21 protein-coding genes and 2 tRNA genes are annotated in these 26139 nt (G+C 37.1%); 5 read left to right on the forward strand and 18 right to left on the reverse strand.

What is annotated here, in order from left to right; all coding sequences use genetic code 11:
• Positions 1-50 precede the first annotated feature (50 nt).
• The 9 genes from ACFIO5_RS05905 to ACFIO5_RS05945 form a co-directional block, all read right to left on the reverse strand.
• Positions 51-413 carry a hypothetical protein gene (locus tag ACFIO5_RS05905; RefSeq protein ID WP_375634852.1) on the reverse strand — a complete coding sequence of 121 codons (363 nt, stop codon included), beginning with the start codon at positions 411-413 and terminating at the stop codon, positions 51-53.
• Between the two features lie 14 nt (positions 414-427).
• Positions 428-1003, reverse strand: coding sequence for a DEAD/DEAH box helicase family protein (locus ACFIO5_RS05910; RefSeq protein ID WP_375634854.1), 576 nt, complete (start codon positions 1001-1003; stop codon positions 428-430).
• A 272-nt stretch (positions 1004-1275) separates the two neighbouring features.
• Positions 1276-2190: a hypothetical protein gene (locus tag ACFIO5_RS05915; RefSeq protein ID WP_375634856.1), complete on the reverse strand. Its 915-nt coding sequence runs from the start codon at positions 2188-2190 to the stop codon at positions 1276-1278.
• Positions 2191-2192: 2 nt separating this feature from the next.
• Positions 2193-3080, reverse strand: a complete 888-nt coding sequence (locus tag ACFIO5_RS05920) for a hypothetical protein (protein WP_375634858.1) — start codon at positions 3078-3080, stop codon at positions 2193-2195.
• Positions 3073-3906 carry a hypothetical protein gene (locus tag ACFIO5_RS05925; RefSeq protein WP_375705152.1) on the reverse strand — a complete coding sequence of 278 codons (834 nt, stop codon included), beginning with the start codon at positions 3904-3906 and terminating at the stop codon, positions 3073-3075. Before ACFIO5_RS05925 ends, ACFIO5_RS05920 begins: the two co-directional genes overlap by 8 nt.
• Positions 3907-4197: 291 nt before the next feature.
• Positions 4198-4770, reverse strand: coding sequence for a hypothetical protein (locus ACFIO5_RS05930; protein ID WP_375705153.1), 573 nt, complete (start codon positions 4768-4770; stop codon positions 4198-4200).
• A 417-nt stretch (positions 4771-5187) separates the two neighbouring features.
• A complete protein-coding gene (locus ACFIO5_RS05935) occupies positions 5188-5499 on the reverse strand; it encodes a hypothetical protein (protein ID WP_375636629.1) in 312 nt (103 codons plus the stop codon).
• Between the two features lie 545 nt (positions 5500-6044).
• Positions 6045-6121 (reverse strand) — tRNA-His (locus ACFIO5_RS05940).
• Between the two features lie 138 nt (positions 6122-6259).
• The gene (locus tag ACFIO5_RS05945; RefSeq protein WP_375627812.1) at positions 6260-7342 is read right to left on the reverse strand and encodes a quinone-dependent dihydroorotate dehydrogenase; all 1083 of its coding nucleotides are present in this window, start codon (positions 7340-7342) and stop codon (positions 6260-6262) included.
• 1316 nt (positions 7343-8658) lie between these two features.
• On the opposite strand from ACFIO5_RS05945, the gene mscL reads away from it, so the two are divergent.
• Positions 8659-9066 carry a large conductance mechanosensitive channel protein MscL gene (gene mscL, locus ACFIO5_RS05950; RefSeq protein ID WP_026500234.1) on the forward strand — a complete coding sequence of 136 codons (408 nt, stop codon included), beginning with the start codon at positions 8659-8661 and terminating at the stop codon, positions 9064-9066.
• 18 nt (positions 9067-9084) lie between these two features.
• On the opposite strand, the gene ACFIO5_RS05955 is transcribed toward mscL, so the two are convergent.
• Positions 9085-10791 (reverse strand): PAS domain-containing sensor histidine kinase, encoded by a 1707-nt coding sequence (locus ACFIO5_RS05955; protein WP_375705154.1) that lies wholly within the window; start codon positions 10789-10791, stop codon positions 9085-9087.
• Between the two features lie 1141 nt (positions 10792-11932).
• A complete protein-coding gene (locus ACFIO5_RS05960) occupies positions 11933-14494 on the reverse strand; it encodes a DNA translocase FtsK (protein WP_375705155.1) in 2562 nt (853 codons plus the stop codon).
• A gap of 460 nt (positions 14495-14954) precedes the next feature.
• Between ACFIO5_RS05960 and ACFIO5_RS05965 the strand changes: the two genes are divergently transcribed.
• From ACFIO5_RS05965 to rpoH, 3 genes are all read left to right on the forward strand, one after another.
• Complete coding sequence (locus tag ACFIO5_RS05965) at positions 14955-16385, forward strand: aldehyde dehydrogenase family protein (protein ID WP_375633509.1); 1431 nt, start codon at positions 14955-14957, stop codon at positions 16383-16385.
• 29 nt (positions 16386-16414) lie between these two features.
• Complete coding sequence (locus ACFIO5_RS05970; RefSeq protein ID WP_375634868.1) at positions 16415-17419, forward strand: RluA family pseudouridine synthase; 1005 nt, start codon at positions 16415-16417, stop codon at positions 17417-17419.
• A gap of 148 nt (positions 17420-17567) precedes the next feature.
• Entirely contained in the window at positions 17568-18452 is an 885-nt protein-coding gene (gene rpoH / locus ACFIO5_RS05975) for an RNA polymerase sigma factor RpoH (RefSeq protein WP_375618560.1), read from the forward strand.
• A gap of 203 nt (positions 18453-18655) precedes the next feature.
• Here rpoH and ACFIO5_RS05980 read toward each other — a convergent pair whose 3' ends face one another.
• The 3 genes from ACFIO5_RS05980 to ACFIO5_RS05990 all read right to left on the reverse strand — a co-directional run bounded on the left by ACFIO5_RS05980 (position 18656) and on the right by ACFIO5_RS05990 (position 23164).
• Positions 18656-20077, reverse strand: a complete 1422-nt coding sequence (locus ACFIO5_RS05980; RefSeq protein ID WP_375633507.1) for a hypothetical protein — start codon at positions 20075-20077, stop codon at positions 18656-18658.
• A gap of 230 nt (positions 20078-20307) precedes the next feature.
• Complete coding sequence (locus tag ACFIO5_RS05985; RefSeq protein ID WP_375633506.1) at positions 20308-21597, reverse strand: adenylosuccinate synthase; 1290 nt, start codon at positions 21595-21597, stop codon at positions 20308-20310.
• Between the two features lie 403 nt (positions 21598-22000).
• Positions 22001-23164 (reverse strand): phosphoserine transaminase, encoded by a 1164-nt coding sequence (locus ACFIO5_RS05990; protein WP_375613717.1) that lies wholly within the window; start codon positions 23162-23164, stop codon positions 22001-22003.
• 400 nt (positions 23165-23564) lie between these two features.
• On the opposite strand from ACFIO5_RS05990, the gene ACFIO5_RS05995 reads away from it, so the two are divergent.
• Positions 23565-23640, forward strand: a tRNA-Phe gene (locus ACFIO5_RS05995).
• Between the two features lie 99 nt (positions 23641-23739).
• On the opposite strand, the gene ACFIO5_RS06000 is transcribed toward ACFIO5_RS05995, so the two are convergent.
• The 4 genes from ACFIO5_RS06000 to ACFIO5_RS06015 all read right to left on the reverse strand — a co-directional run bounded on the left by ACFIO5_RS06000 (position 23740) and on the right by ACFIO5_RS06015 (position 26006).
• Entirely contained in the window at positions 23740-23943 is a 204-nt protein-coding gene (locus ACFIO5_RS06000) for a helix-turn-helix transcriptional regulator (protein WP_005865986.1), read from the reverse strand.
• Between the two features lie 153 nt (positions 23944-24096).
• On the reverse strand, positions 24097-24528 hold the full coding sequence (locus ACFIO5_RS06005; protein WP_375642947.1) for a DUF488 domain-containing protein: 432 nt from the start codon (positions 24526-24528) through the stop codon (positions 24097-24099).
• Between the two features lie 58 nt (positions 24529-24586).
• Positions 24587-25210 (reverse strand): lambda exonuclease family protein, encoded by a 624-nt coding sequence (locus ACFIO5_RS06010; protein WP_375701222.1) that lies wholly within the window; start codon positions 25208-25210, stop codon positions 24587-24589.
• Position 25211: 1 nt separating this feature from the next.
• A complete protein-coding gene (locus tag ACFIO5_RS06015) occupies positions 25212-26006 on the reverse strand; it encodes an ERF family protein (protein ID WP_375705156.1) in 795 nt (264 codons plus the stop codon).
• Positions 26007-26139 lie beyond the last annotated feature (133 nt).

Genomic DNA, 26139 nt, shown 5'->3' on the forward strand with positions numbered 1-26139 from the left:
AAACAATATAGCCCTTATAAAGCTCACGTCCGCCCGTAACGCGATACAGATCATCGCCGTCTCACTGTAACTGTTTTGCGGCTCACCGTGCCATTCTTTCCCGCAATATCCAACTCTAAGCGCGCCTTAAAGCCATGTTTGTGTGATACGGATTTCAAGGCAATATAGGAACGGTTAAAATCTTGCTCTATCTGATTAGAAGAAACACAAATTTGCTTTACCAGTCCTTTTTGATAAGCATCAACAGGTGTTAAACGATATAAAAGATTAATCTCATCTTTATGCGCGGCACTATAGCGGAAAACACAAAGCGGGTTAAGGCTCGCAATAGCCTCCTTCGCTTTTGCTATATTATCCACCGATTGCGGTTCATCTATGATCACAATCGGTTTTGTGTCTTGGATATAGCGCATAGCGCTTTCGCCATTCAGTCTATCTTGCGGAAGGTTGATAATATTTTCTGCTTTTTAAATGCATCAATATTGATAATCATAATTTCAATATTGCTAGAGCTTGCAAATTGGCGAATTTGCGAAAGATCTTTTGAATTATAAATAAAATAACGATAGGGCAGATTATCAAACTCTGCTTGAAAATGCTCCCTTGTTACCTGAAGTGATTTATATACCCCTTCGCGAATAGCAACACTTGGTACGACAATAATAAATTTGGTAAAGCCATAGCGTTGATTTAACTCAAAAATCGTCTTGCTATAGACATAAGTTTTGCCTGTTCCCGTTTCCATCTCAATAGAAAACTGCTTTTGCTCTAGCGTCTCACTCGCCAAGAGTTTATTGTTCTGTTGCACCTCTCGTAAATTTGCTAATATGCTTTCATCACTGATCAATAATTGATTACCATAACCAAATTCATTTAACGCTAATTGTCCTTGTTCTGAATGCAAAGAAAAAGAAGAATTCCGTTGTGGCTGGCCTTTAAACAAATCAATGACGCTTTTAACCGCATCATTTTGAAATTCTTGTTGTTTAAATTTAAGTCTCATATCGCCGCCTCAAGATTCCCATCTTCAATCTCATGGAGGATAATAGAAAGGAAAACACTAGAAAGTTACATGATAGCATATTTGCAAACTCCCATATGCACGTGGACAGTGGCACACCCTCCCCCCAATTAGTGCAGAAATGACGTCGCTCTTGGTACTGGACGCGTTACGTCGGTGCTAACCTTCTCTATTTTTTTGCAGAACAGCAAGCGCGTATCAGGCTCTCTAGCCATACTTAGAGTACGCAAAGTTATTCATCACTCTACAACACTTTAAGCGCGCAATTTTATGTTTTGTATTAAAGGATTTTTGCTTTCAAAATATATGAACAACATCACACAAAGTAGAATAAACAAGCTGCCCCCAACATTAAACCAAACCTTCTCTGTAACCAGCACTGTTGCACCGAAACAGTTAGCAATAGCGTGGACAAAAAAAGGCGCACACGCATAAAATTTAGAGCGCGTAACAACACCACGATACGCCAAGCATGTATTGAAAATATGCATAAGTATGACGCTCATTAAAGCACACAAAAAAATACTCGCTTGCGTCCAGGAATAAAAAATTACATACTCATTGGCTAATAACCTAGATCGAATAGGCCAGCCATTATAAACAAGGAAAGGCCCTAGCGCCTTATAAACTAATTCGCATAAACCCCAGCCTATGCCAATATTCAGCGGCAAACGCCACAACAAACTAGGCGAGCACCGATAAAACTTAGTAACTAACCAACGACGCATAGCTTCTTCTGCTACAACAAAAAAAACCGAAAATGTTAAAAATAAAAAAACAAGCGCCAGCCCCTGCTCTGCACGACTCTTGGTTTCAACAATACTCATCATATAAAGCGTTTTTATTACAGATTGCTCCCAAAAAGCAATAAACCCGCCAGCAATGCAGCTAGCAACAAACCATCCCACAGCACCAGCGACAACCAATTTGAACTTCAGAAAATGATGAAACACACATAGAAGAAAAACAACGCCAAGCACTTGCAGTAAACGTAAGGCATCAAGTTTATGTTCTGTTTCCGAGTAACGCCATACTAACAGAACAATCACCCCAAAAACTATGCCGCTCAACAGAACATTTATCCAACTAAATGTAGAGCGAAAAAAATTATAAATGACAGCGCCATAAATAAGTCCCGCGAGAAGCGAAGTAATAAATAAAACCAACATTATTATGCCCCCTCATTTACTACAGCGTAACTGCTATTTTTCTTCATGGATAATCTGTCTTGCACAAAATCATAAATTTGCCGCATAAGAGCAAACATAAGAATAGTAGCGATTGTATAATGCCCAATTGCAAGAAGTTCTGGCTCAGCGGCCCGCCATGAAAAGCGCGCCCAAGCCGCCAAGCATTGTAAAAGCAGGATAAGAACAAAAAAACGCCATTTCTTGTCAAGGCAAACCACAAGCATTAAAAAAGTTGATAAAAGATTCAGACCTATAATAAACGTATAATATATTACCGTCTCAAGTAAAGAAAGTAAGGCGTCTCTATCAAGACTAAAGGCTCCTTTTAGGATTTTCACAGTTTCTGGTAGAGATGTAAGCAGTGCAAGCCCTATAGCAGCCCCCCAAATCCCCATTCCCACGCCCAGTGCTGCCTCTACACCATTGCCATTATCTTCTGCCACCCAATGAGAGAGCAAAAAAAACTGCATAATCGCCATGCCTATAGGGAATAGACCAACAGCAAAAACAATATTAGGCGTACTATAAGCAGAAAAATCAAAAATCAAACTACCTATCATACGCATAAAGCCGTATAGAAAAAAAATCAAAAGCACATAACAACCAGCGCTTGCCCCAATAATCGCCTTCGTGCCTTTAAACGTTTTAACCAAAGAGAGTAACCAGCGGTACCCCAATATAAGCGAAAGCGCCAAAACATAATAAGGAAAATAACTCGTAGCGCCATAAACATAAAGAAAAACAAGACACAAAACAACGAGCAAGAAAACCAAATGTTCAACCAATGTTTTTTTCTTCATCAAAGGAAAAATAATCAGCACCAGACAAAAAACGGCGCCGATAACAGATAATGTCAATTTGTCAAGCATTATTGCAAGCCTCAGAAATAGAATTTATTAATATTGCGTAGTCTGAAGAAATGTCAAACATAAACAAAAGACCAACCGCAAAATGAATTACAAAAGGCAGATAGGAATAGACCTTGCGCTTATCTTGGAAACCAAGATACATAAAGCGCGTATTTACAACATGCATCAATACAATCATGCCCGCGGCAATAAGATAGCTGATCGCTTGTGGACAAGATTCAAATGCGACATAGCCCGCCATTTGTGGCGCCCTATCAACACGGTAATTCAAGTAAAGAAAAAGAGCTGGGAGGGTCTTATAGCATAAGTCTAGAAAACCCCAGCCCAGCCCGAAATAAAGGACCTTACGCGCAGCTAATTCTGGCTTATATACGCGAAGCAACCACAAACGCAAAAGCTCCGCAGTTAAAACTGATATCAAAAGGATAAAAAAGGGATAGTTTGCAGCAACCAAACTCATGTAATGCACCACCTGCTGCTGGCTATTATTAGCAGCAGACAAAGCAGGCAATGGCAACAAAGAGCTCAAATATACAAAACCTGCCCCAATACACAAGGCAGCAACTGCACCACAGAATCCAAGAACTAAATATTTATATAAGTAGTGCTCGTACAGAATTAAAAGCATGCCAAGATAACATACCAAAAGCAAAGATAAGTCTGTAAGCCCACTTTCACTATGTGGATAAGCGAAGATGATAGCGCAGGAAAGGCCAGCTAGCCCCCCCAAAATGATGCGCTCGCCCAACAAGCCATTGTTTTTAAGGAGACGAGGGCTGAAACTTATCCCAAAACTAAGCAGCATTCCAAAAATTAAGTCAGACATATAATTTCCTTAAAGCGCCTTGCCCTCCCAAGCATACCAAGATATTATTGCGGGAGAAAAACTCCCTGCTAAGAGGCTGATAGTGTACCCCTTAGCAAGGCCTTTACCTTGTTAAAAAAGCCAGGTCAAACAATAATTTCACCACTTAGAGCGAGCACAATCCCAACCAGCTTTAGCAATACCCGCGGCTGCGCCACGGGACCCTGCCTACTATTGCTCCAGAAACTGCCCCTCCTGGGTTGGCTGCTCTAGGCTTTAGGATAACCCAAAGAACTATAGCCTTCTGTCTTCTCACTCAGTTTTCTTTTTAAACGGGTTAATCACGCTAAGCTTCACATTCTTTGATTTAATGTAACGCACGTACATATAATAAACAACAAACATCAAACAAATCCAATTTCTAACCATTCTATAGTCATCATCTGTATGAACAAACGCTACATAATAAGAAACAAAGAGGCTAAAAAACAGCTCTGCAAGAACATCAAGGACCAACCAATAATATTTCTTTGTAGTAACAAAGAGAACCATCAAAAATGTCAAAAAAACTTGGCCCGTTAGAATAGCAAAACCAAACACCGCATAATCAAACATTTTTTTCACTGCCTCCCTGTTTGCAAAACCTATCTGTTGATAGATTTCTCGAAGGTCTGATAAAAGCAGTGATGACACAAAAAAGACGCCTATGGCAAACCCACAGCCAATGCAAATGCTTAAATCTAGCACTGACATAGATTTTTCCTTCAAAGCTTTAGCAATTAGGACATAGCGAGCCACCCCTATCATCAACGGAATAATGAAAAGCAGATAAATATAGCTCGAAAGCTGCAGATCAAAAAAATCTAACAGAAGGTCATCACTCATAACAATAAAACCAGCTGCGATGAAAAAAATGGGGCAACTTGCGATAATGGACAAACTAAAGCATTTTATATTGTTTACTATATTGGGTATAAATTCAATGCAAAAAGAAAGAACATAATTATAGCAACATGAGAAGATGTTATCGACACACCGACTATATACTCAAAGGCATACATGAGAGGAGGAACAACCAATGCCGCCACTATGAATGCAACCATGTTTTCCCTGCCTAACATGCTTTTTCCATTAATAGCAATAGTTTTGAGGAATAGATACAATATGCCAAACCACAGACAAAAATAAACGAGCACTAAACCAAACGCGCCCATAGCTCCTCCTGTGCAATATTCCAAACATAAAGGTGGCACCTTTTACAGTACCACCGTTCTAGGCTTTAGGATAACCCAAAGAACTACATCAAAAGTGCATCAACATCCCACCACCTGAATTAGCAATAGATTGACCCAAAAACTGTGTGCCACACTGGACAGCAGCCACACCATAACCACCATAACCGCCTATGATGCCTCCGAACTTATCGCCTACACCTTGCGCAAAGCTTCCTACGGTCATGCCAACCATAGGATTACGCGCTGCCAATCCTACGACAACACCACTCGCAATGCCAACGTGACCACCATACTTGTCACCAAACGCACTACCAGAGTTATATTTGCTACTAAAATTATCGGCACTGCAATAATCGTGCGAACCACTTGAACTTCCCATTTATTTTCCCCAATTTATTGTATAAATAAATCCCCCAAGGTTACTTATGTTCCCGCGCCAGAATGGCTTACCCATAATTAACCACCGAAACACCCCTGGAGATATGAATGCACTTTCATGCAAGTTCATATTTATAATATATAGTTGACAAAATTAAGGGCATTGTGTCAAAAATATGTCATATTTTAGTAAATTTATGCTTACTTATTTTATGTGTTTAAACTTAATGGTTTATATTATGAGCAATAATAATGAAAGTAAAATAGGATTCTCTTGGTTTACAAAATATACTAAAAGTATATAAATATACTGATAGAGATATTTATTATTGCAATTGCAATCAGAATCATAGATTCAGTTAACCCGTTTATATTTCAAGCGATTATTGATCGTATCATTCCGTTTTGGGCAAAATTTGAAAAAAATCATCCGCGCAAGGTCTCTGCTCCGTGACGGCTCACACGCAAAAAAGCCCGCCAAGCGCGGCTTTTAACCGCCTCACAAAACGCCAAAAATAAGAATTAGAAAAGTTGTAACAAGACAAATGGTACGGTTGGTGGGATTTGAACCTACGACCTCTGGTGCCACAAACCAGCGCTCTAACCAACTGAGCTACAACCGCACAAAAAACAAACGCATTATAACTGCTCACGATTTCGTAAACATTTATCCTTTGCTTATGTGACATAAGGAAGATCAACAAAGTTTGCAAGCCCCTTTAAAAAAATCTCGCAATTTTTTGTGAAGAAAAAAGCGTTTTTTACAAAGGAAATTTTGCCCAATGCTCAAGACTATGATCACGATAGCCTTTTATGTTATCAACTCCATCTTGTTGCATCATCTGCAAAACCTCTTGCAGAATAGTTATGACAAGATTTGGACCTTCATAAACCATCCCACTATATAATTGAATCAAATCTGCACCAGCTTTTACTTTTTCCAAAGCAGTCTGTGCATCCTTTATACCGCCAACACCGATAATTGCAATCTCCTTCCCTAATTTTTGACGCATTTTTGCAAGCATAATAGTAGAACGCTCAAAGAGTGGACGTCCAGAAAGCCCACCCTCTTCATTACGGAAGTGACTATTGTTAAGACCTTGGCGTGAAAGAGTTGTGTTAGAAACAATGAGTCCATCAAAATCAGAAAGTTTTATTTCTTCAGCAACATCATCTAATTCTTTCTCTGATAAATCAGGAGAAATTTTTAAAAAAATGGGAATGGAGAATCCATGCTTGTTCTCTTGCTCATTTCGCGCTTGCGAAATTGCACTCAACAAAAGATGCAAACTGTCACGGGCCTGTAAATCACGTAAACCTGGTGTATTAGGAGAAGAAATATTAACCGTAAAATAATCAGCAACATCATAAAAATGAGCAATACCAACAGTATAATCATCAATCTTATCGACCGTATCCTTATTGGCTCCAATGTTGACTCCTATAACACCAGTTTTTTTACACGCATGCAATCTATTGTAAACAACTTGATGTCCGTCATTATTAAAGCCCATTCTATTAATAATCGCTTCATCTTCTTTTAAACGAAAAAGCCGTGGTTTAGGATTTCCAATCTGAGGCTTTGGTGTCACTGTCCCAATTTCAGTAAAACCAAATCCTAACCGAAAAATACCATCTACAACCTCTGCATTTTTATCAAACCCCGCTGCAAGACCAATAAAATTTTCAAACTCAAGACCAGCAACAGTTACACACAAACGTTTGTCGATAACCTTTTGACAACCATTTAATCCACTTTTCAGCCCAAGAATCGCTAAACCGTGTGCTTGCTCTGGATCCAACATAAATAAGGCAGAACGGCCAATACAACGAAAAAAACTCATCAATTCTTCTCCACAACATAAAAATGATCCATCGCACCTCACCTCTACCTTTTAACACAAAAGATTTCCAATCAAAGCAAGCATATTATCCAAATAATATTCCCCTTCTAGAAGAAAACTCATCACATAATAGCCATACATGTTTATATTGGTTATACTATGTAAAGAACTTTTTATTCTTAAAAAATGTTTCTCTTTTTCGACATTTTTTAAAGATTAAAATATGAATCCTAATCTTATAAAATTCAGCATGAATTGGAACATCAATGGCTCTTACCATAGTCATGGTTTTATGACGCCTTATGCAGGCACGCTCATAATTTTCTTAAAAATGCAGGCAAATTATCTCTATTCCCAAAGTTCCTTTGTGTAATATTGTTTTCAATAGAAACAAAGCTTGTTCTATAAAGCTATTTTTTCCTAGCATTTATAGGATACATAGTTCATAAAATCATCTAAATTCATACTATTGTTGCACTATTTATGAGCAACAGAATGTTCAATCAATTTGTACTCTATTGATAATCTGCGTTGTTTTCTTTGCCATTTCTGATGTATTAAATACAATTTTGCATCTATTAAGTGCTCTGCCTAACATATATTTTAAGTAATGACAGTTGATTATTGAACTCAAACATCATACCAACGACTTCCAAACCAAAATGATCTTGCAAACCCTAGAGCTCTGCTATTTATAAACTGATACAATCTTCCAGCAGATGAAATGTGTTTCTTCCATCCGAATTATCGCCATTTTAGCTCATGCAACCCAATACAAATAGCTTTTAGATAAGCCATAATGCCCTCCTAATTGCTATTATCGCTTACTAAATTAAGAGGAATTAAATTATAAGTTTTACTCCTGTCTCATCTATCTATTTCCTCTATCAGTGCTGAAATATATTTTTTATTCCTAAATTCTCTTTTTATGACAAAGTGTTATGCTAATATATGCACTTCATTTGAAAAGCTTTCTGATAGCTCAACTTTCAACACTACTCATTTTGTAGTATTGTGTAAAAATCTCTCTTTTTAATGTTATCATAAAGATCTTGAGGCAATTATATAAATTAAGCTACAGTTTTCTACTTTCTGTTGAAAAAGCAGATATAGTTTTTATCAAAAAAGCTTTTTTCTAGGAAATATTCTATGTACATTCAAATAGAGCCCTAAAGCTCTTTATTAAACCTTATAAAGTTCTTTGAAAATAATATTAATATCGTAATATAATCCTAAAAATAAAATCTGCCCTTTCCTTTTTCATCAAAAGCGGTAAGTAAATTACCGTATATCGCTTATATAAAGGGGAAAATGCAATGCTTAAAGAATTCAAAGAATTTGCCCTAAAAGGTAATATGATTGATCTTGCTATCGGTGTGATTATAGGGGGTGCTTTTGGTAGCTTGGTCAACTCAATTGTCAATGATATTTTTATGCCAATCATTGGGCTGATTACAGGTGGGATTGATTTTTCTAATATGTTTATTCAACTTGCTGGCGAAAAACAAGCAACATTGAGTGCCGCCAAAGCAGCTGGAGCAACCATTAGCTATGGACACTTTATTACTTTACTTATCAATTTTCTCATTATTGCTTGGGTTCTTTTTTTATTCGTTAAGGCTATGAATAAAATTCGTAGAAAAGAAGAAGAAAGCCCTAAAAAAACGTCTTCAGAAGAACAACTTTTAACAGAAATTAGAGATCTTTTGGCTAAGAAAAAATAATTTTATGCAAGATTTACATCATGGAACACGAGGAAAAAACATTTCCACAGTTGTTCCATGATTGGGTTTTGAGAACAGTAAAAATTGTCCCCCTCTTTCTTCCACCATTGCTTTACACATTGGGAGGCCTAAACCTGTTCCCATAAAAGCGCTATCACCAGATCGTCCATCTTTGCGCTCTACTTGACCATAAGGTTGCAGTGCCTGTATAATCTCTTCTTCGTTCATCCCTATACCATTATCACTCACTGAAATTTTTACACGTTCTTTTCTATAAGAAACGTGAACAATAATCTGTCCACCCAAAGGTGTAAAACGAATAGCATTGGAAAGAAGATTCCATATAATCTGGCGAAACACTTGTTGTGATACAGGAATAAATGGAACGTGAGGTGGAGCAACAATACGCATGATAATGCCGTTCTGATTGGCTTGAGTTTCAAGAAAAGCTATCGTCGCACGTAAACAAGATATTACATCAAATGTTTCAGAAATAAGGGAAGAATCAATCTGGTTATCGGAACCAGAATAATTTATCTTCGAGCACTCTAGTAATTGATTAATCAGCAATAATATATGTTTTCCAGAGGAAATAATATCGCGTAAATATCCATGATAGCGCTCATTTTCTATCGAACCAAAACGGCCTTCTCTCATAATTTCTGCAAAACCAATAAGAGCATTCAAAGGTGTTCGTATTTCATGAACAACTCCAACGATTTTATCCTCTTCTGCTTTTTTTTCTCCTGATGGAACTGTTTGTGTCCTATCACGCAACATAACAGCATAATTGCCTTGCTTTGCCAAAAATACAATCGTTATCAAAACGGTTATATTTTTATGATTTTTTGTCATTAAATCAGCGGTTTCACTGCGATTTAAAACCTGATTTTTTCCCTCCATACGGATTGATTTAAAATATTTTTCAACCAAAAGTCGGCTTTGCAAAGTAAATAATGAAGAGAATAGCTGTCCTCGTAGTTCATTTATTTCATAACCCATTAATGCTAAGGCTGCCCTACTCGCTGATTGAATAAAGCCCTCTTCATCCAACCATAAAACACCATCTGTTGCTGTATCCAACAATGATAAAACTGCAGCGGGCTCTTTTACGAGAGCTTGTTCTATAGCATTTACCGACAATGTTTGTGCATATGGTAACTGAATAGCTGTTTCTTCAACTAAATTTTCTTCTTTTACCGATGAATTCAATTCATCACGCAATTGCTCTGCAATTTCACGAAAAGCTGAGCGTTCTATCTCCGTAAGACATAGCATTTCTGTTTCTAGCTTTTCATTTCTTTTTTCTTGGACTTTTTTTTGTATTTTTAAAACACCAAAGCCACGAAACCCCTTAAGCTGCTTTGTAACATCAAAAATTGGCAAAGCCGACAATTCAACATCAAGCCATTGTAAGCAACCATCAACAGGCCATTGAACAATCTCTTTACTCCAAGGCATAGCCGCTTCAATAAAATGACTGAGAACCAGATATCGATCATCATTAAATTGATGAGCAAGCTCATGAAAACTACACCCTAAAATAGAAGAAGAGAGAGGACCAACAACTTCAGCTAGCTCTTTTGAGACTTCACAAAACAAACCATTGTGATCGATTTCCCACGTAAAAGGCCGTGGCAAAAGCTCTGGTGTAAAACGAAAAGCTTCTTGCTGACATTTTAATTCATTTGTATTTAACTTTAACTCATCTGCTTTTAATGGCATAACTAAAACTAAAAAGTGTTGGATTTACTCTCAAATGAATAATGCTAATTTGTTTACAATTATCTGTTCTGGTTATAATAACTTGATATCTCATATCAATTGTCTGTAGCAAAATTTTGACTGTTTCATCAACAAAACAAGAATAAAAAGAAGCTTCCAGCTCTGGTTGCTCATTCACCCATTATTGTAATAAATCTTGTTACAATAATGATAACATCTCCCTCGCATAAATAGTACTCAAAAAGAATACACTTATTTTACGCATTCATGCGCCTGTTTTGAAAAAATAACTCCCAAGATCCCCAAGCTTATTTTACGACAGCATCCGTAAATGGTGTAATGTAAAGGTCCCTATAGAGGATATCAAGGCATTGTGCATTACCATTTTTATGCTTATAAAAGAGCTGGTTAGCACCATCATTATACTAATTTCAGCCCCTAATGTCACCAATAGTTCTTAGCATTTGAAGGCATTCATAAGCAGCATTTTTAACTTTTTTACTCCTACATTATTATGATACGCAAGGAAATGGTTTTAATTGTTTCAACAGAAACAGATTTGAAATGAGAAAATCTTACAATGTTTGAGACTTTTATTCACTGTGAATAATGATAAATTACTATCAATCAATATACTGCATTATAAAAATCTCTTTTTCAAATAAAGCTTCTCGTAAGAACACCTTTCTTGAGCCAATAATATCAAATGATAATAAATTCAGCGTAGCGCTTTAAAGTACCCCATGCAACAGAACTTGCATATTGGGCATTTTTTTATGATGCTCTCAATAATCTTCCAAAGATCTTTCTTTCATTAGAATCGCTACAAAAGAAAAAAAATATGCCACCGCACTATTTTATTAAAAAATTCTCTGTAGAAAAGAGAACACAAATCATATGTCCTCATATAAAGATTTGTTTAATTTCTTTATATTCCATATCATTTAGAAATGTTAAAAATATCTCATAATCTCCTTTGATATCAGCTTGTTTACCTCGTCAGAAGTCTTAATACAAAAGATCGCTTTTTCTTTATTACTCTCCATTTAAATTTTTAATATTATATAAAAAAATAAAACAAGCACATTTAAATAATGACTGTCAAATATTTAAAAAATTGCATATTTTTAAATGTGTTTGTTTATTTTACTTCATTGAGTAAAATTTCACGTTTTCCAACATGATTAGCGGCTCCAACAATGCCTTTTTCTTCCATCCGCTCGACGAGAGAAGCTGCTTTATTATAGCCGATTGAAAGTCGGCGCTGAATATAAGATGTTGAACATTTTTTATCACGCATAACAATTTTTACAGCTTGGTTATAAAGTTCCTCACCCTCTTCATCAAAATTTTCTTCCTCAGAAATTCCAGCAGCTGAATCAGCAGAATTATCCTCTTTGTTATCGTCTTCATTATCTGTTACCGTTGCTAAATAATCAGGTTTACCTTGCATTTTTAGATGTGCAACGATGGATTCAACTTCTTCATCAGAAACAAAAGGTCCATGAACGCGCACAATGCGTCCACCACCTGCCATATGAAGCATATCCCCCTGACCTAAAAGTGTTTCAGCACCTTGTTCACCCAAGATCGTACGACTATCAATTTTTGATGTTACTTGAAAAGAAATGCGGGTAGGAAAGTTCGCTTTAATTGTACCTGTGATAACATCAACAGAAGGACGTTGCGTTGCCATAATAAGATGAATACCTGCCGCACGCGCCATTTGCGCTAAGCGCTGAATGGCATTCTCTATCTCTTTCCCTGCCACCATCATAAGATCAGCCATCTCATCAACAATCACAACAATATAAGGAAGCTGCGTGAGATCCATGGCTTCTTCATGATAAAGCATTTCCCTTGTTTCCTTATCAAAACCCGACTGAACAGTACACATGATCGTTTCGCCTTTTTGAGCTGCAAGTGCAACGCGTGCATTAAAACCATCAATATTACGCACACCCAACTTAGCCATTTTGCGATAACGCTCTTCCATTTCACGAACCGCCCATTTTAAAGCTGTTACTGCTTTTTTGGGATCTGTGACAACGGGTGTTAAAAGATGTGGAATGCCATCATAAACAGAGAGCTCTAACATTTTAGGATCAACCATGATCAAACGACACTGCTTTGGTGTCATACGATAAAGAATCGACAAAATCATTGTATTAATTGCAACAGACTTGCCTGATCCTGTTGTTCCTGCAACCAATAAATGAGGCATTTTTGCTAATTCTGCAATGACAGGTTCACCATTAATCCCTTTCCCCAAAGCAAGAGCAAGTTTAAATTCACTTTCACGAAAAGAACGTGTTTGGATTAATTCCCGTAAATAAACAGTTTCACGAACCGCATTGGGTAACTCAATCCCGATAACATTACGTCCAGGAATTACAGCAACGCGTGTAGAAATAGCAGACATAGAACGCGCAATATCATCAGAAAGATTAATAACGCGCGATGACTTTACACCCGCAGCGGGTTCAAATTCATACATTGTTACCACTGGCCCTGGATGAACATGGATAACTTCACCCTTAATGCCAAAATCTTCCAAAACACTTTCCAAAAGTCCAGCACCACGTTCCAATGTTTCTTGAGGAATCATCGTACCTTCGTGAAAAACAGGTTCCTGTAATAAGTTGATCGGAGGAAATTCATAAACATCACAGTCAATAGATTGAATATTTTGCATAAAAGCAGAATCATAATTACCTAATGGCATACGAGTAGATTGCAATGTTTTAGTTTTACTGTTTGCTTGCATCACAGAAAAATCTTTTGAATTCTTTGTGACGGCTTTGTTTATACAATCAACAGTATTATTGGCGACAATATTATTGGTATTTTCAGTCTCTATACTAACCCCTGCATCACTTAACGCCCCTGTATTACTTAACGTATGAGCAGAATCTTCAACAGAAAGCTTAGAATGACACTCTTTATTTGTATGCATTAAATCAGAAATTTTCTCAACACCTCGCATTCTTTCCGCTGGAGATTCTGATGTAATTGAATCATAGAGTTGTGGAAAGCGGTATTCAAGAACACGGTAAAGAGCAGTTATTGACTCATCAAAGGCTGTGGGGATATCAGGTGTGAGTTCATTTGTCGTATCAATTGATGTTCCATCCTCTTTTGAAGTTTGAGTCTCCACATGTTCAAATATCAAAGATTCACACTCAAAAAAAGCATCATCGGAAAGATGCAACGCAGGTTTTATTTTTTGTAGCACATTTTCCACTTGTAATTTATGTTCTTGTTTATCCTCCTCAAGTGGAATATTTGCTGACGGCATATGAATAGCTTGTCGTGATAACTGCTTCAAAACCGTTGAATGACAAACTGATGTTTTATTCTCTATTGATTGAGGATTAATGACTTTTTTTGTCGAAAGAATATTTGTTGTTTTCTTGTTACAACGTACAATACCTGTATCTGTAATTTTTTTTTGATCTTGCTTCGTAAAAATTTTAAACTGTTTTGCAAAAACTGGATCTGTTTCTATACGACGACGCAAAATCTCAACTTCTGGGGTTCTCGTGAAACGGACGTTTTTTCCGAGGGCAAATGCCTTTTTCCACACTTCCGGATAAGGAAATATCTCAGTAATCTTAACAGATAAATCTTCTCTTGATGCACCTTTTGTACCATCATCAGAAAAAGAAGACGTAGAAATAGATTTTGTTTTCGAATTATGCATGGCACCCAACAAATTTATAGCAATGAGAAAAATAACCTTTTCAAAAAGAATTCGTAGAAACTATCATACGAAGGTTAATAACCTTTTGCTGATGGTTACTTTTAAATGAAAAAAATAGTGCCATAATGCATATTCATAATCTGCCTTTTGCATATTTACGATATAAATTGCCTAGTTTATGGTGTCATAGAGCTCGTATTTCATTTGTTTTGAAGAAAACTTCATGATAAAAAAGCTTCAAGAAAATTGTCTATGCCTCTCTTTCTCTCCCTTTTCATAAAAGAAACTAGTTTCAATAATACAATAAGCATTGCTCTATTGAATTCTCCATGATCAATTATCACAATATAATCTAATTTCTCGCGTTTTTATAAGATTACCCTTGTTATCCTCGTTTAAAAAGGCTTAGACTAAGACAATCATAATTACATAAATACAAATAGAAAAAAGGGAGTGAATTATGTTTAATAAACGGAAATTTTATATCAATGGTCTATGGGATGAGCCAAGCACTCCTCACGATTTTGACGTCATTAATCCATCAACAGAGGAGACTTGTGCTGTCATTAGCCTTGGAAGTACAAAAGATGCCGATAAAGCAATTAATGCGGCTAAAGAAGCCTTTCAAAAATGGAAAACAACATCACCAAATGAGCGTCTTGGATTTGTTGAGAAAATTCTAGAGATCTACGAAAAACGTTCCAAAGACATGGCAAAAACCATTTCAATGGAAATGGGGGCACCAATTGATATGGCGCTTAATGCGCAAACTGCAACTGGCAGTTCCCATATTCGCAATTTTATCGAAGCTTATAAAGAGTTTTCGTTCCAAAAAACTTTAATAAAGGGAAATGAGCAAGCAATCCTTCACTACGATCCTATCGGCGTCGTAGGATTAATTACGCCATGGAATTGGCCCATGAATCAAGTAACTCTTAAAGTTATTCCTGCTCTCTTGGCTGGCTGTACCATGGTGTTAAAGCCCTCTGAAATTGCGCCTCTTTCTGCTATGCTTTTTGCTGAATTTTTAGATGAAGCCGCACTTCCAGCCGGTGTTTTTAATTTAATCAATGGTGATGGTGCAACTGTCGGCTCTTACCTCTCTGCACATCCAGATTTAGAAATGATCAGCTTTACTGGTTCAACTAGAGCAGGAAAAGATATTTCTAAAAATGCCAGCGCTACTTTAAAAAGAGTCTGTCTGGAACTTGGGGGAAAAGGAGCGAATATTATCTTTGCTGATGCCGACTCAGATGCTGTTCAACGTGGTGCACGACATTGCTTTTATAATAGTGGACAAAGTTGTAATGCACCAACTCGTATGCTTGTGGAACAGAGCATCTATGACAAAGCCGTGAAAATAGCCAAAGATATTGCAGAAACAACAAAAGTAGGACCAAACTGCCAAGAAGGAAATCATATTGGGCCCATTGTTTCAAAAAAACAATATGATAAAATTCAAGATCTTATCCAATCGGGAATTGATGAAGGTGCAACTCTTGTTGCAGGCGGGACTGGTTTACCAAACGGAATGGAACGCGGTTATTATGTCCGTCCAACAGTCTTTGCTGATGTAAAACCTCATATGCGTATTTTTAAAGAAGAAATCTTTGGTCCAGTTCTCTCGATTCTTTCTTTTAGTACAGAAGAAGAAGCCGTCGCTTTAGCGAATGAGACTGAGTATGGTCTTACAAACTATATTCAATCGCAAGATCGCAACAAATGTCGTCGTATTGCGGCACAAGTACGCTCTGGTATGGTAGAAGTTAATGGACATGGATTACCCAGTGGAAGCTACTTTGGAGGTGTAAAATTTTCTGGGCGCGCTCGTGAAGGAGGACATTGGGGAATTAAAGAATTTCTCGATAGTAAAGCAATTTCGTACTGGTAAAATCTTATTAAAAACTTAATAGGAATCGTATGGTAATACAGAAAATAACGGATGAAGGTGCTCTTGGGCAACGTCTTGATCAGTGGCTCGCAAAACAATATCATGACGTGCTCTCACGTTCGCGTTTGCAAACCCTCATCCGTGAAGGCTGTCTTAAAATTGATGGTCAATTCATAAAGGAACCAAAAACAAAATTAAAACCTAACCAAATAATTGAATTGGAAATGCCGGACCTTCGTGATGCAGAACCTAGCGCTGAAGCCATTGCATTGGACATTCTTTTTGAAGATGATCATATCATTGTTATTAACAAACCAGCTGGTCTTGTTGTTCATCCTGGGAATGGAAATTGGACCGGTACATTGGTTAATGCCCTTATTTACCACTGTGGGAATAGTTTATCTGGTATAGGTGGTGTTAAACGCCCTGGCATTGTCCATCGTCTTGATAAAAATACAAGCGGTGTTATGGTTGTTGCAAAAAATGATCTAGCTCATAAAAGTCTCAGTGCTCAATTTTCTGATCATGGACGTACCTGCGCATTAGATCGACGCTACCATGCCTTGATTTGGGGAACACCTCAGCGCAATGTCTGGACAATTGATGCATCACTTGGCCGTTCGCCCCATAACCGGACAAAGCAAGCTGTCATCCATAACCAAAACCCTTATGCTCGTCATGCTGTTACACATGTTTCTCTGCTTGAAAAATATGGCTCTCATGCAGACTCAACATCTTTTGCTAGCCTTCTGGAATGTCGCTTAGAAACTGGACGCACCCATCAAATCCGTGTTCATATGACTCATATGGGGCATCCACTCATAGGCGATACAGTTTATGGAAACGCTTTTAAAACAAAATCAAACACATTCAACCCCACTATTAGAAATGCAATCGATCAATTCAACCGACATGCACTCCATGCTGCAAGTCTTACTTTTGAACATCCTTCTACCGGTAAAGTTATGTCGTTTTCCGCACCACTGCCTCAAGATATGGCTAAACTTATTAAGCTTTTTAAAAAAATGAATTGAAACTTTTCCCCTTCTCAAGATTTCACAATAAAATATCTTTTTTTGAACAAAATTGAAAAATATGCTAGAGTGAGGTTATGAGGATAGTTAGCTATCTAAAACATAGAATTTGCCTTATCAGGGAATTCAGATGAAAGGAGGGTGCTATATGGCCCATATGAATTTATTATCAGTAATGACAGGTGATGGTGGTTTAAACCGTTACTTGGAAGAAGTGCGTCGTTTTCCAATGCTTGAGCCAAAAGAAGAATATATGTTAGCTCAGCGTTACCGTGAGCATAATGATCTAAAAGCTGCGCATAGGCTAGTAACCAGCCATTTGCGTCTCGTAGCTAAAATCGCGATGGGATATCGGGGCTACGGACTTCCCATTGGGGAAGTCATTTCAGAAGGCAATGTTGGACTCATGCAAGCTGTTAAACGTTTCGAACCAGAGCGGGGTTTTCGTCTTGCAACCTATGCAATATGGTGGATTAAAGCGTCAATCCAAGAATATGTATTGCGCTCTTGGAGTTTGGTGAAAATGGGGACAACAGCTAATCAAAAGCGCTTGTTTTTCAACCTTCGTAAGTTAAAAAGTAAACTTCAAGCACTTGATAGTGGCGATCTCAATGCAGAACAAGTGAAAGAAATTGCAACCCAGTTGAATGTCACAGAAGATGAAGTTGTATCAATGAATCGTAGGCTTGGTGGTGACACTTCACTCAACGCACCAATTCGGACAAAAGAAGGAGAAAACAGCGAGTTACAAGATTGGTTGGTGGATGAATCTAACGATCAAGAACAAATTTTAATTGAAAAAAGTGAATTAGAAAATCGCCGTTCCATGCTCATAAATGCCATGGACAATCTCAATGAACGCGAAAAACGTATATTCAAAGCGCGTCGTTTAAATGATGTACCACTAACCCTAGAAGAACTCTCTGGTGAATTTAATATTAGTCGAGAACGAGTAAGACAAATTGAAATGCGTGCATTTGAAAAAGTACAAAACTCTATCAAAGATTCTACTTTATCTCAAAGTCAAGTGTAAAACCTAGAGTTAAGTATAAAGCCAATGGTTTGCACATTCTTTAAATGTGAAAATGAAAAAAAGCATGCCTTGGCTTTATACTTGTAAATTAGTCTATCGAATTCTTTACGTTATTGATATGTAAAGATTTAGTGAGTGTATTTGGTATATAATTGATAAAGACGGTCGTGGAAAATTCTTCACAGCCGTTTATTTTTTTGCATCTATGTTTTATTTTTTTGACCAAGAACTGTTAACTTATCTTGTTGTGCAAGCCATTGTCCAATAACTTCATTAAAAATAGACTTACCTGTTGGTCCTTTTGCAAAGGTTAATTCACTTATACGCCCATTTTTATCCGTTAACACCAAACGCATCCAATCTAATTCTCGCATCAATTGTAAATTTCGATCAAGAAATGGATGATTACCACTCAATGCGACAAGAAAAAAGTCATCGTTAATCTTTGCAGCAATGGTTCTTGTTAAAGCCTGTCCAATGGATTGTTCACTTGCTTTAAAGGTTAATGCTTGAACATTGCTTATAGCTTTACCTGAAAATTTATCCGAAAGAATAAAAATAAGGTCCATAATATATGAAGCAGGAAATGACTGATCGGTATTACGACGTAAAATTAACCGCAATGATATCCCTTCATCAGGAATTGTTATATCACCTTGTATAGTTGTTTCTTCTGGAGACCCCTTCACTTGAGACTCTTTTATAAGCGTCCAGCGAGCACTTCCCGTTGCTATCTTTTCTGCATCATAATTTGTACGTGCTTGATAGAAAACAGCTTCACCTGATTTTTCAAGCGATTGCAAATTGCTATCAACAACTGTTGAGAGTACTTCTTCATCCGAAGAATCTATCGCTTGTTTTAAACCAACATCAATTTCACTTCCATCCTCTAATAAGCGTTGTGTTAACTTTCTCTTAATTGGAAATGCCTTTGGTACTCTGTGAGAAGCTTGAAGATTTTCTTCTAAAAACTGATAATCATTTGATACAAATACACGCTCACCAACAAAAAAAATACCAACAATTAAAACAACAAAACTAACAACAAAAACAGCACTTATCACAATACGCCTTTGCACTAACGATTTATTAGCACGACGTAAAGCCTGAGAAAAAATGTGCGAAACAATATGCGGATTATCTTCCTGCGAAGGAGAAATCTTTAACACACTGCTATTAACATGCTGAGAAGGCACATCAGCCTCCATATTAACAGGCTCTGCATCTGGTATATCTGATACACAAAGCTCAACAAATACCTTGTTATCCTTTGAACGTGTAACAAAATCCTGCTTTCTTTTTATGTTTACCTCTGACAATTCATTATTCTTTGGTAATATAGTTTTTTTTGTAACTTTCTTATCTTCATTTATATTTGTGGGATTCCACCCAATAACTGAAGAAAGCCGTTTCTTTTCAACTGCTAAATATTCTCCTTCAACAGTTGCAATAGAACTTTGAAGAATCTTTCTTTGTTCATCCGCTATTGCTTGTGGTATTTTTGCTGTTACAAATTGATGTTCTAGTGTTTCGGTAGCCCGCTTATAAATCCGCTTACGCACTTGTGGTGTAATATTATTTTGTGCATTAATTGTCTTTTTTAAGATTCCAACGAAATCTACCATTTCCTCTATAATCTCTCTTAAACTGAGAAAAAATCAATAGTAAAGCCAAAAAACTTTATTTTAGCCTTCTAAATTGGTTGCCATTTAATATTGGTACAACATAATGTAAAATGAATATGAAAAATAAACAATGCTATTTTGCACCTTTCTCTTACGTGCTCTTAAAAACTTTTTTTGTAAAAAGATACAAAAATGAACAGAGAACATATATAGAAATCTAAAAACAATAATCAATTAACAAAGGGATCCGTAATAAGAATAGTATCTTCACGCTCTGGACTTGTGGATAATAAAGCCACTTTTGTATTAATCAGTTCTTCAATATAGCGTATATATTTAATAGCCTGCACTGGTAAATCTTCCCACCTCAATGCATGTGCTGTTTCTTTCTTCCAACCTTCTAATGTTGCATAAATAGGCTTCACCCGATCCTGAGCTCCCATGGAAGAAGGTAAATAATCAATCCTTTTACCATCAAGCTCATAACCAATACAAATTTTTATTTCATCCAAACCATCTAAAACATCAAGTTTTGTCAATGCTATACCTTGAACACCGCAAATTGTTACCATCTGACGTACTAAGACAGCATCAAACCAACCACATCGACGCTTTCGACCCGTTACAACACCAAATTCATGTCCACGCACTCCCAGAAATTCACCAATATCATTTATCTGCTCTGTCGGGAACGGCCCTTCTCCAACGCGTGTAGTATAAGCTTTTGCAATACCCAAAACATAATGGATTGCATCAGGTCCCATCCCCGAACCTGTACATGCTTGCCCAGCAACTGTATTAGATGACGTTACATAAGGATAAGTTCCAAAATCATTATCTAATAAAGCACCTTGCGCACCTTCAAAAAGAATGTGTTTACCTCCTCGATAACCTTCATCTAAAAGACGCCACGTACAATCCATAAAGGGCAAAATTTTATCCGCAACTTGCATCAATTCATCATAAAGCGCTTGAGAATCAATCTCTGCAACACCCATCCCACGACGCAAAGCATTATGATGCCTCAAAAGCCGCTCAATCTTAGCCATAAGTGTATCTTTTTCTGCTAAATCCATCACTCGGATAGCACGACGTCCCACCTTATCTTCATAAGCCGGTCCAATACCGCGCTTTGTTGTACCAATCTTTAAACCAGATAAACCGCTTTCTCGAATTGCATCAAGATCACGATGCAACGAAAGAATCAAAGGAGCATTTTCAGCAATACGCAAAATTTCTGGTGTGATTTTTACACCCTGATTACATAGTTTTTTTACTTCTGCAACAAAATGATGAGGGTCAACAACAACACCATTACCAATAATTGATAACTTGCCACGCACTAAACCAGACGGTAAAAGTGATAATTTATAACTGACTCCATCAACAACCAATGTGTGGCCAGCATTATGCCCCCCCTGATATCTCACCACGATATCTGCTCGCTCAGACAACCAATCTACAATTTTACCTTTGCCTTCATCACCCCATTGTGTACCGACAACAACTACATTGGCCATAACTTTCTCCGTCGTGTTTAGTCAAAAAAACCAGCATTCAAAAACAAACACTTCTTTATAACGAAACCTTAGAGCAAGTGCGACTCTTCATTTCAGATTTTTCTCAATCTTCAAGTGATTAAATTTTCAAATTTATGATAATAAAGATAAGCAAATACCAAAATATTTTAAATCTGTCATTTTTGCTACAAAAAGTAAAAAAATAGAGATTTCAATTTGTGCGTATCCAACACCTGACAGAGCATTTATTCCTCCTCTTAATCTTTTACAATTCATGTTAATCTTTTACAATTCATGTAATATTTAGAGGCTGTTTGTCTGATACAAGAATACGAAAGATCATCATAATCTCTCGTATCCTTTTTCTGTTTAAAAACACCCTGTGAAAATCACCAGTAATTATTTAAAGCTGTGCTTTTTCAACTTGGAACGCCCACTCAAGCCATTGTGTTAAAATTTCAAGATCGGAAGCCTCAATTGTTATACCCGCCCAAATTCGAAGACCAGGAGGAGCATCGCGATACGAACCGATATCATAAGCAACCCCTTCCTCATCAAGACGCTTCACAACCGCTTTTATAAAAGATACTCGCTTTTCCGTATCCAAAGCAGTAATCACTGGATCCACAATATCTAAACAAATAGCGGTGTTAGAACGCACTTCAGGATCTTTTGCCAAATATTCTAACCATGGCGTTTTGCGAACAAAAGCATCAAGTACAGAAAAATTTTTCTCAACCCGTGCTCTTAATGCCGCTGCACCTCCTAGAGATTTTGCCCACTTCAACCCATCAAGGAAATCCTCAACACAAAGCATAGAAGGTGTATTGATGATCTTTCCTTTAAAAATATCTTCGTTCAATTTTCCATTTTTTGTCATATAGAAAAGTTGGGGCATAGGCCAAGCTGGAACATGATTCTCAAGCCTCTCAACAGCACGAGGACTTAAAATCACCATACCATGTGCAGCCTCGCCTCCCAAAACTTTCTGCCATGAAAAAGTAACAACATCTAATTTTGAAAAATCAAGATATTGCGCAAAAGCTGCCGATGTTGCATCACAAATGGTCAATCCAGCCCGCTTATGCGGAATGAAATCTGCATTAGGAATACGCACACCAGAAGTTGTCCCATTCCATGTAAAAACAACATCCCGATCAAAGTCAAGTTGTGTTAAATCTGGTATTTCACCATAAGGAGCTTCAAAACGACGCACATCAGAAAGCTTTAATTGCTCGACAACATCTTTATTCCACCCAAACCCAAAACTTTCCCACGCTGCCATATCAATGCCACGCTCACCTAATAGAGACCATAGAGCAGCCTCAACAGCACCGGTATCTGATCCTGGCATAATTCCTATACGATGATCAGAAGGAACCTCAAGAATCTCACGGGTTAAATTAACAACTTCAGCAAGTTTTAATTCTGCTTCTCTAGATCTATGTGAACGCCCAACTAATGCATTTTTAAGAACATCAAGAGTCCAACCAGGCCGTTTGCTACAAGGACCTGAAGAAAAATTAGTATTATTGGGACGATTACTTGGTTTTTGTAACATTATCATTATTTCTCCCCTTTTAGATGTTTTTCTTTCTTTATAAAGAAAAACAAATTATTATAAAGACTAATCAATAATCTTTTTAGAAAAAAGTCAAAAATATTGTCTATTATTGCGTATGCTTAAAATTCACGGAAACTTTATAAAAAATCTTTCTTAATCATGCCTCTCGATTGATTCTTTTAATTTTTTTTCGTATCATCACCACAATAAGACAGCATTCTAATAACAATACACTAAACTATCCAATATACCTATCAAATTTATTTTATGATAAAGATTCATTGATAACGCTCTAGAATAGGGAGATAAACTTATTAAAAAATCAATTATTTTTCTTTTGATGACTGGACAGAGAAAATTTTAATGTTATAACCGCAAACGCTTTATATTTTTTATGAAGCATGCCCAGATAGCTCAGTTGGTAGAGCAGCGGACTGAAAATCCGCGTGTCCGTGGTTCGAATCCGCGTCTGGGCACCACTTTTTGTGTTTAGCATATTGAAATATATAGATTTTTTCTTTAAATAGCCATTTTCAGACCACCTTTTAGACCACCTTCTACAGTTTATATAATTTTACCTAATTTGTTCTTATTTGCTCCTTATTTTTCTTTGGAGTGAAGGCTAAGATCTCTTTTTTTCTCCATCTCACTGCTCTCCCTAGCTTATATGGCTCCGGAAACAACCCCTGAAGCACCCAATTGCGAATCGTTGTTGTGGATACACTAAAAAGCTGTGCACACTCACGTGTCGTTACATATCTATCTCCATCATCAAATATCATCTCATTACCTTTCTCTTTTTTATATTAATTAAATGGGCGGGGGTGCTGGGAGGCATGTGGAGCACTCCAGTTTTTAAAAATCTGCAAGTTTATTTTTTAGATGTGCTTAATTTCATATTTCCAATCAGGTAATTGAGTGAGAGCTAATGCGAGTTATCCTCTGTGACACATGCATACATTGGCTTCAAAACAGGTGATTGCAACGCGCTTTTTGTTTAAAAATATTTGATATAATTTGTTTATTGCACAAGAATTATTCTTGAGAGTTGTATTTTGATAATCTTCAAAAAGGCGGTCATAATCTTTTTGTGTTTTCAAATTTCTTCGTTTTTCAGAGGCAATTCCAAGTTCAGGCATATGCATATATTCAATATCAATGTTGTTTACAGCTTGCTCTAATTGTCTTTTCGAAAATCCGTGTTTTCTACTTATTGGATTTTTACGAACATCACATAAAGTTTTGATATTGTTTTCTATGAGACAACTAAGATAATTCTCAAGGGACCTACCTTCATAGCCAATGGTAAAAAAACAAAATTCCTCATCTTTAGCAGGCTGTATGATAATATGTTTAGTGTTACACACGTTTAATTTCCTTGGTAAATGGGTGGGAGTGCTGGGAGGAGAGAGCACCCCCATAGGTTTAAGCAGCTTTTGCCAAAATCTTTTGCATCTCTTGTTCTATTTCCCCTAAAAAGATTTCGACCGCTTTATTGATCTCTTCAATGTGTTTCTCATCACGGAGGACGCGTTTGATTTTCATTCTCAAACCAGTAGATTTGCCTACAAAGTTTGGATTATAGCTCATGAAATCACACCATTTGCGTCCAGTGCATGCCATTTGGAATTGCATCTGTGCGATATATTCAGGCTTGATTTCGTCATAAATAAAAAAACGCAAATGCGTGGTTGATTGTGGACATTTGACTTCTATTAAACCGTCCTCTCCAATCAACCCATCAGGACTAGCCCCCGCCATTTTCATTTTTGGGTGTGGGATAAACCCGCATCTTATGACATTGGTGTCATAAATGAATTCATATTCTCTCAAGGCATTCTCTTCATGTTCAATGCCCCATTGCATAGCAGGTGTTGTATAAGATTGGCTTATTTCCCCTATTAAGCGTTCTGTCATGAGTTTCGTTTTGTAATCTTCATATTTGCTTGTAGGCAAACCTTTTGCTGTCTTACTGAGTACGTTGTAAACGTTTGAAGCAGTGACTTTACCCAAGCGCGCTTGAAACCATTCTGCTGTTCTTTGTTCCATCTCACACCGCCGTTCCCTGTTCGTGTGGCGTTTCTATATCGGCATCTTGTATAGTAGAATCTGTTTCTGCCTTTTGCCTGTTTTGTTTATCTTTCAAAAGATGTAATACCGTTTGTGCTTGTCCTTCAGACATATCGTCGAGCTTTTTGACGTTGACATAAGCAAGTATTTTTTCTTCTTCTGTTTGGGTTTGTACGACAAGTCTTCTGATTTCATTGATCTGTTGTGGAAAAGCCTTTTTAATAGGTGTGTTCCCATCCGTATCGTCATCTTCACTCACGACATTAAGAAGCATACCTAACAGATATCTGCGTGCGTATGTGATTGCAGAACCAACCGATTGTATATTTGATTTGCATCCTTTAGTGTCATAAGGAAACTTTCCTTCTGTTGAGATTTTATTTCCAGACGGATGCGTCAAAGTCATTTCTATAATTATATTGTCTGAACTCTGTTCTTTGATACGAGAAAACAAAGCAAATCGGTGTTTTGCAAGAGTGTTTTTTACAGCATCAATGTACTGGTCAAGGGTTGCATATTGGCTGTTTGTATGGGTGTTTGTAGAGTTTTTTTGTATTTTTTGATATTCTATTTGCATATTCGAAAGATCACAGGCAAATCTTTCGTAGTTTTGTCGTTCTATTTCTTTTTCTCGTAAGGCAATGAGACGCTCGAGACGGTCCATATCGACGTCATTTTCTAAGGCTCTATTTAAAATACGTTCCATAGCAGTTTGTTTAACCGCTAAGTGATGCGTTTCTTCAATTTCTGTTAGGTTAGTGTTTTGTTCACTCATCTTGATTTCCTCCTATTTGAGCGCAATTCCCCCGTGGCGTGAATCACGCATGTGTTAAAAGTTGGTTTGGTTGTTAGAGTTTGGATTTTATAGGCTGCATTATGTCTTCAGAAATTATGGTATCTACATAAGG

Source organism: Bartonella sp. AA86SXKL, from assembly GCF_042196885.1.

What these genes read in the sequence shown, in the direction of transcription:
- ACFIO5_RS05905 (WP_375634852.1), bottom strand. Translation starts at nt 413, where the DNA reads ATGCGCTATATCCAAGACACAAAACCGATTGTGATCATAGATGAACCG.
- ACFIO5_RS05910 (WP_375634854.1), bottom strand. Translation starts at nt 1,003, where the DNA reads ATGAGACTTAAATTTAAACAACAAGAATTTCAAAATGATGCGGTTAAA.
- ACFIO5_RS05915 (WP_375634856.1), bottom strand. Translation starts at nt 2,190, where the DNA reads ATGTTGGTTTTATTTATTACTTCGCTTCTCGCGGGACTTATTTATGGC.
- ACFIO5_RS05920 (WP_375634858.1), bottom strand. Translation starts at nt 3,080, where the DNA reads ATGCTTGACAAATTGACATTATCTGTTATCGGCGCCGTTTTTTGTCTG.
- ACFIO5_RS05925 (WP_375705152.1), bottom strand. Translation starts at nt 3,906, where the DNA reads ATGTCTGACTTAATTTTTGGAATGCTGCTTAGTTTTGGGATAAGTTTC.
- ACFIO5_RS05930 (WP_375705153.1), bottom strand. Translation starts at nt 4,770, where the DNA reads ATGAGTGATGACCTTCTGTTAGATTTTTTTGATCTGCAGCTTTCGAGC.
- ACFIO5_RS05935 (WP_375636629.1), bottom strand. Translation starts at nt 5,499, where the DNA reads ATGGGAAGTTCAAGTGGTTCGCACGATTATTGCAGTGCCGATAATTTT.
- ACFIO5_RS05945 (WP_375627812.1), bottom strand. Translation starts at nt 7,342, where the DNA reads ATGAGTTTTTTTCGTTGTATTGGCCGTTCTGCCTTATTTATGTTGGAT.
- mscL (WP_026500234.1), top strand. Translation starts at nt 8,659, where the DNA reads ATGCTTAAAGAATTCAAAGAATTTGCCCTAAAAGGTAATATGATTGAT.
- ACFIO5_RS05955 (WP_375705154.1), bottom strand. Translation starts at nt 10,791, where the DNA reads ATGCCATTAAAAGCAGATGAGTTAAAGTTAAATACAAATGAATTAAAA.
- ACFIO5_RS05960 (WP_375705155.1), bottom strand. Translation starts at nt 14,494, where the DNA reads ATGCATAATTCGAAAACAAAATCTATTTCTACGTCTTCTTTTTCTGAT.
- ACFIO5_RS05965 (WP_375633509.1), top strand. Translation starts at nt 14,955, where the DNA reads ATGTTTAATAAACGGAAATTTTATATCAATGGTCTATGGGATGAGCCA.
- ACFIO5_RS05970 (WP_375634868.1), top strand. Translation starts at nt 16,415, where the DNA reads ATGGTAATACAGAAAATAACGGATGAAGGTGCTCTTGGGCAACGTCTT.
- rpoH (WP_375618560.1), top strand. Translation starts at nt 17,568, where the DNA reads ATGGCCCATATGAATTTATTATCAGTAATGACAGGTGATGGTGGTTTA.
- ACFIO5_RS05980 (WP_375633507.1), bottom strand. Translation starts at nt 20,077, where the DNA reads ATGGTAGATTTCGTTGGAATCTTAAAAAAGACAATTAATGCACAAAAT.
- ACFIO5_RS05985 (WP_375633506.1), bottom strand. Translation starts at nt 21,597, where the DNA reads ATGGCCAATGTAGTTGTTGTCGGTACACAATGGGGTGATGAAGGCAAA.
- ACFIO5_RS05990 (WP_375613717.1), bottom strand. Translation starts at nt 23,164, where the DNA reads ATGATAATGTTACAAAAACCAAGTAATCGTCCCAATAATACTAATTTT.
- ACFIO5_RS06000 (WP_005865986.1), bottom strand. Translation starts at nt 23,943, where the DNA reads ATGATATTTGATGATGGAGATAGATATGTAACGACACGTGAGTGTGCA.
- ACFIO5_RS06010 (WP_375701222.1), bottom strand. Translation starts at nt 25,210, where the DNA reads ATGGAACAAAGAACAGCAGAATGGTTTCAAGCGCGCTTGGGTAAAGTC.
- ACFIO5_RS06015 (WP_375705156.1), bottom strand. Translation starts at nt 26,006, where the DNA reads ATGAGTGAACAAAACACTAACCTAACAGAAATTGAAGAAACGCATCAC.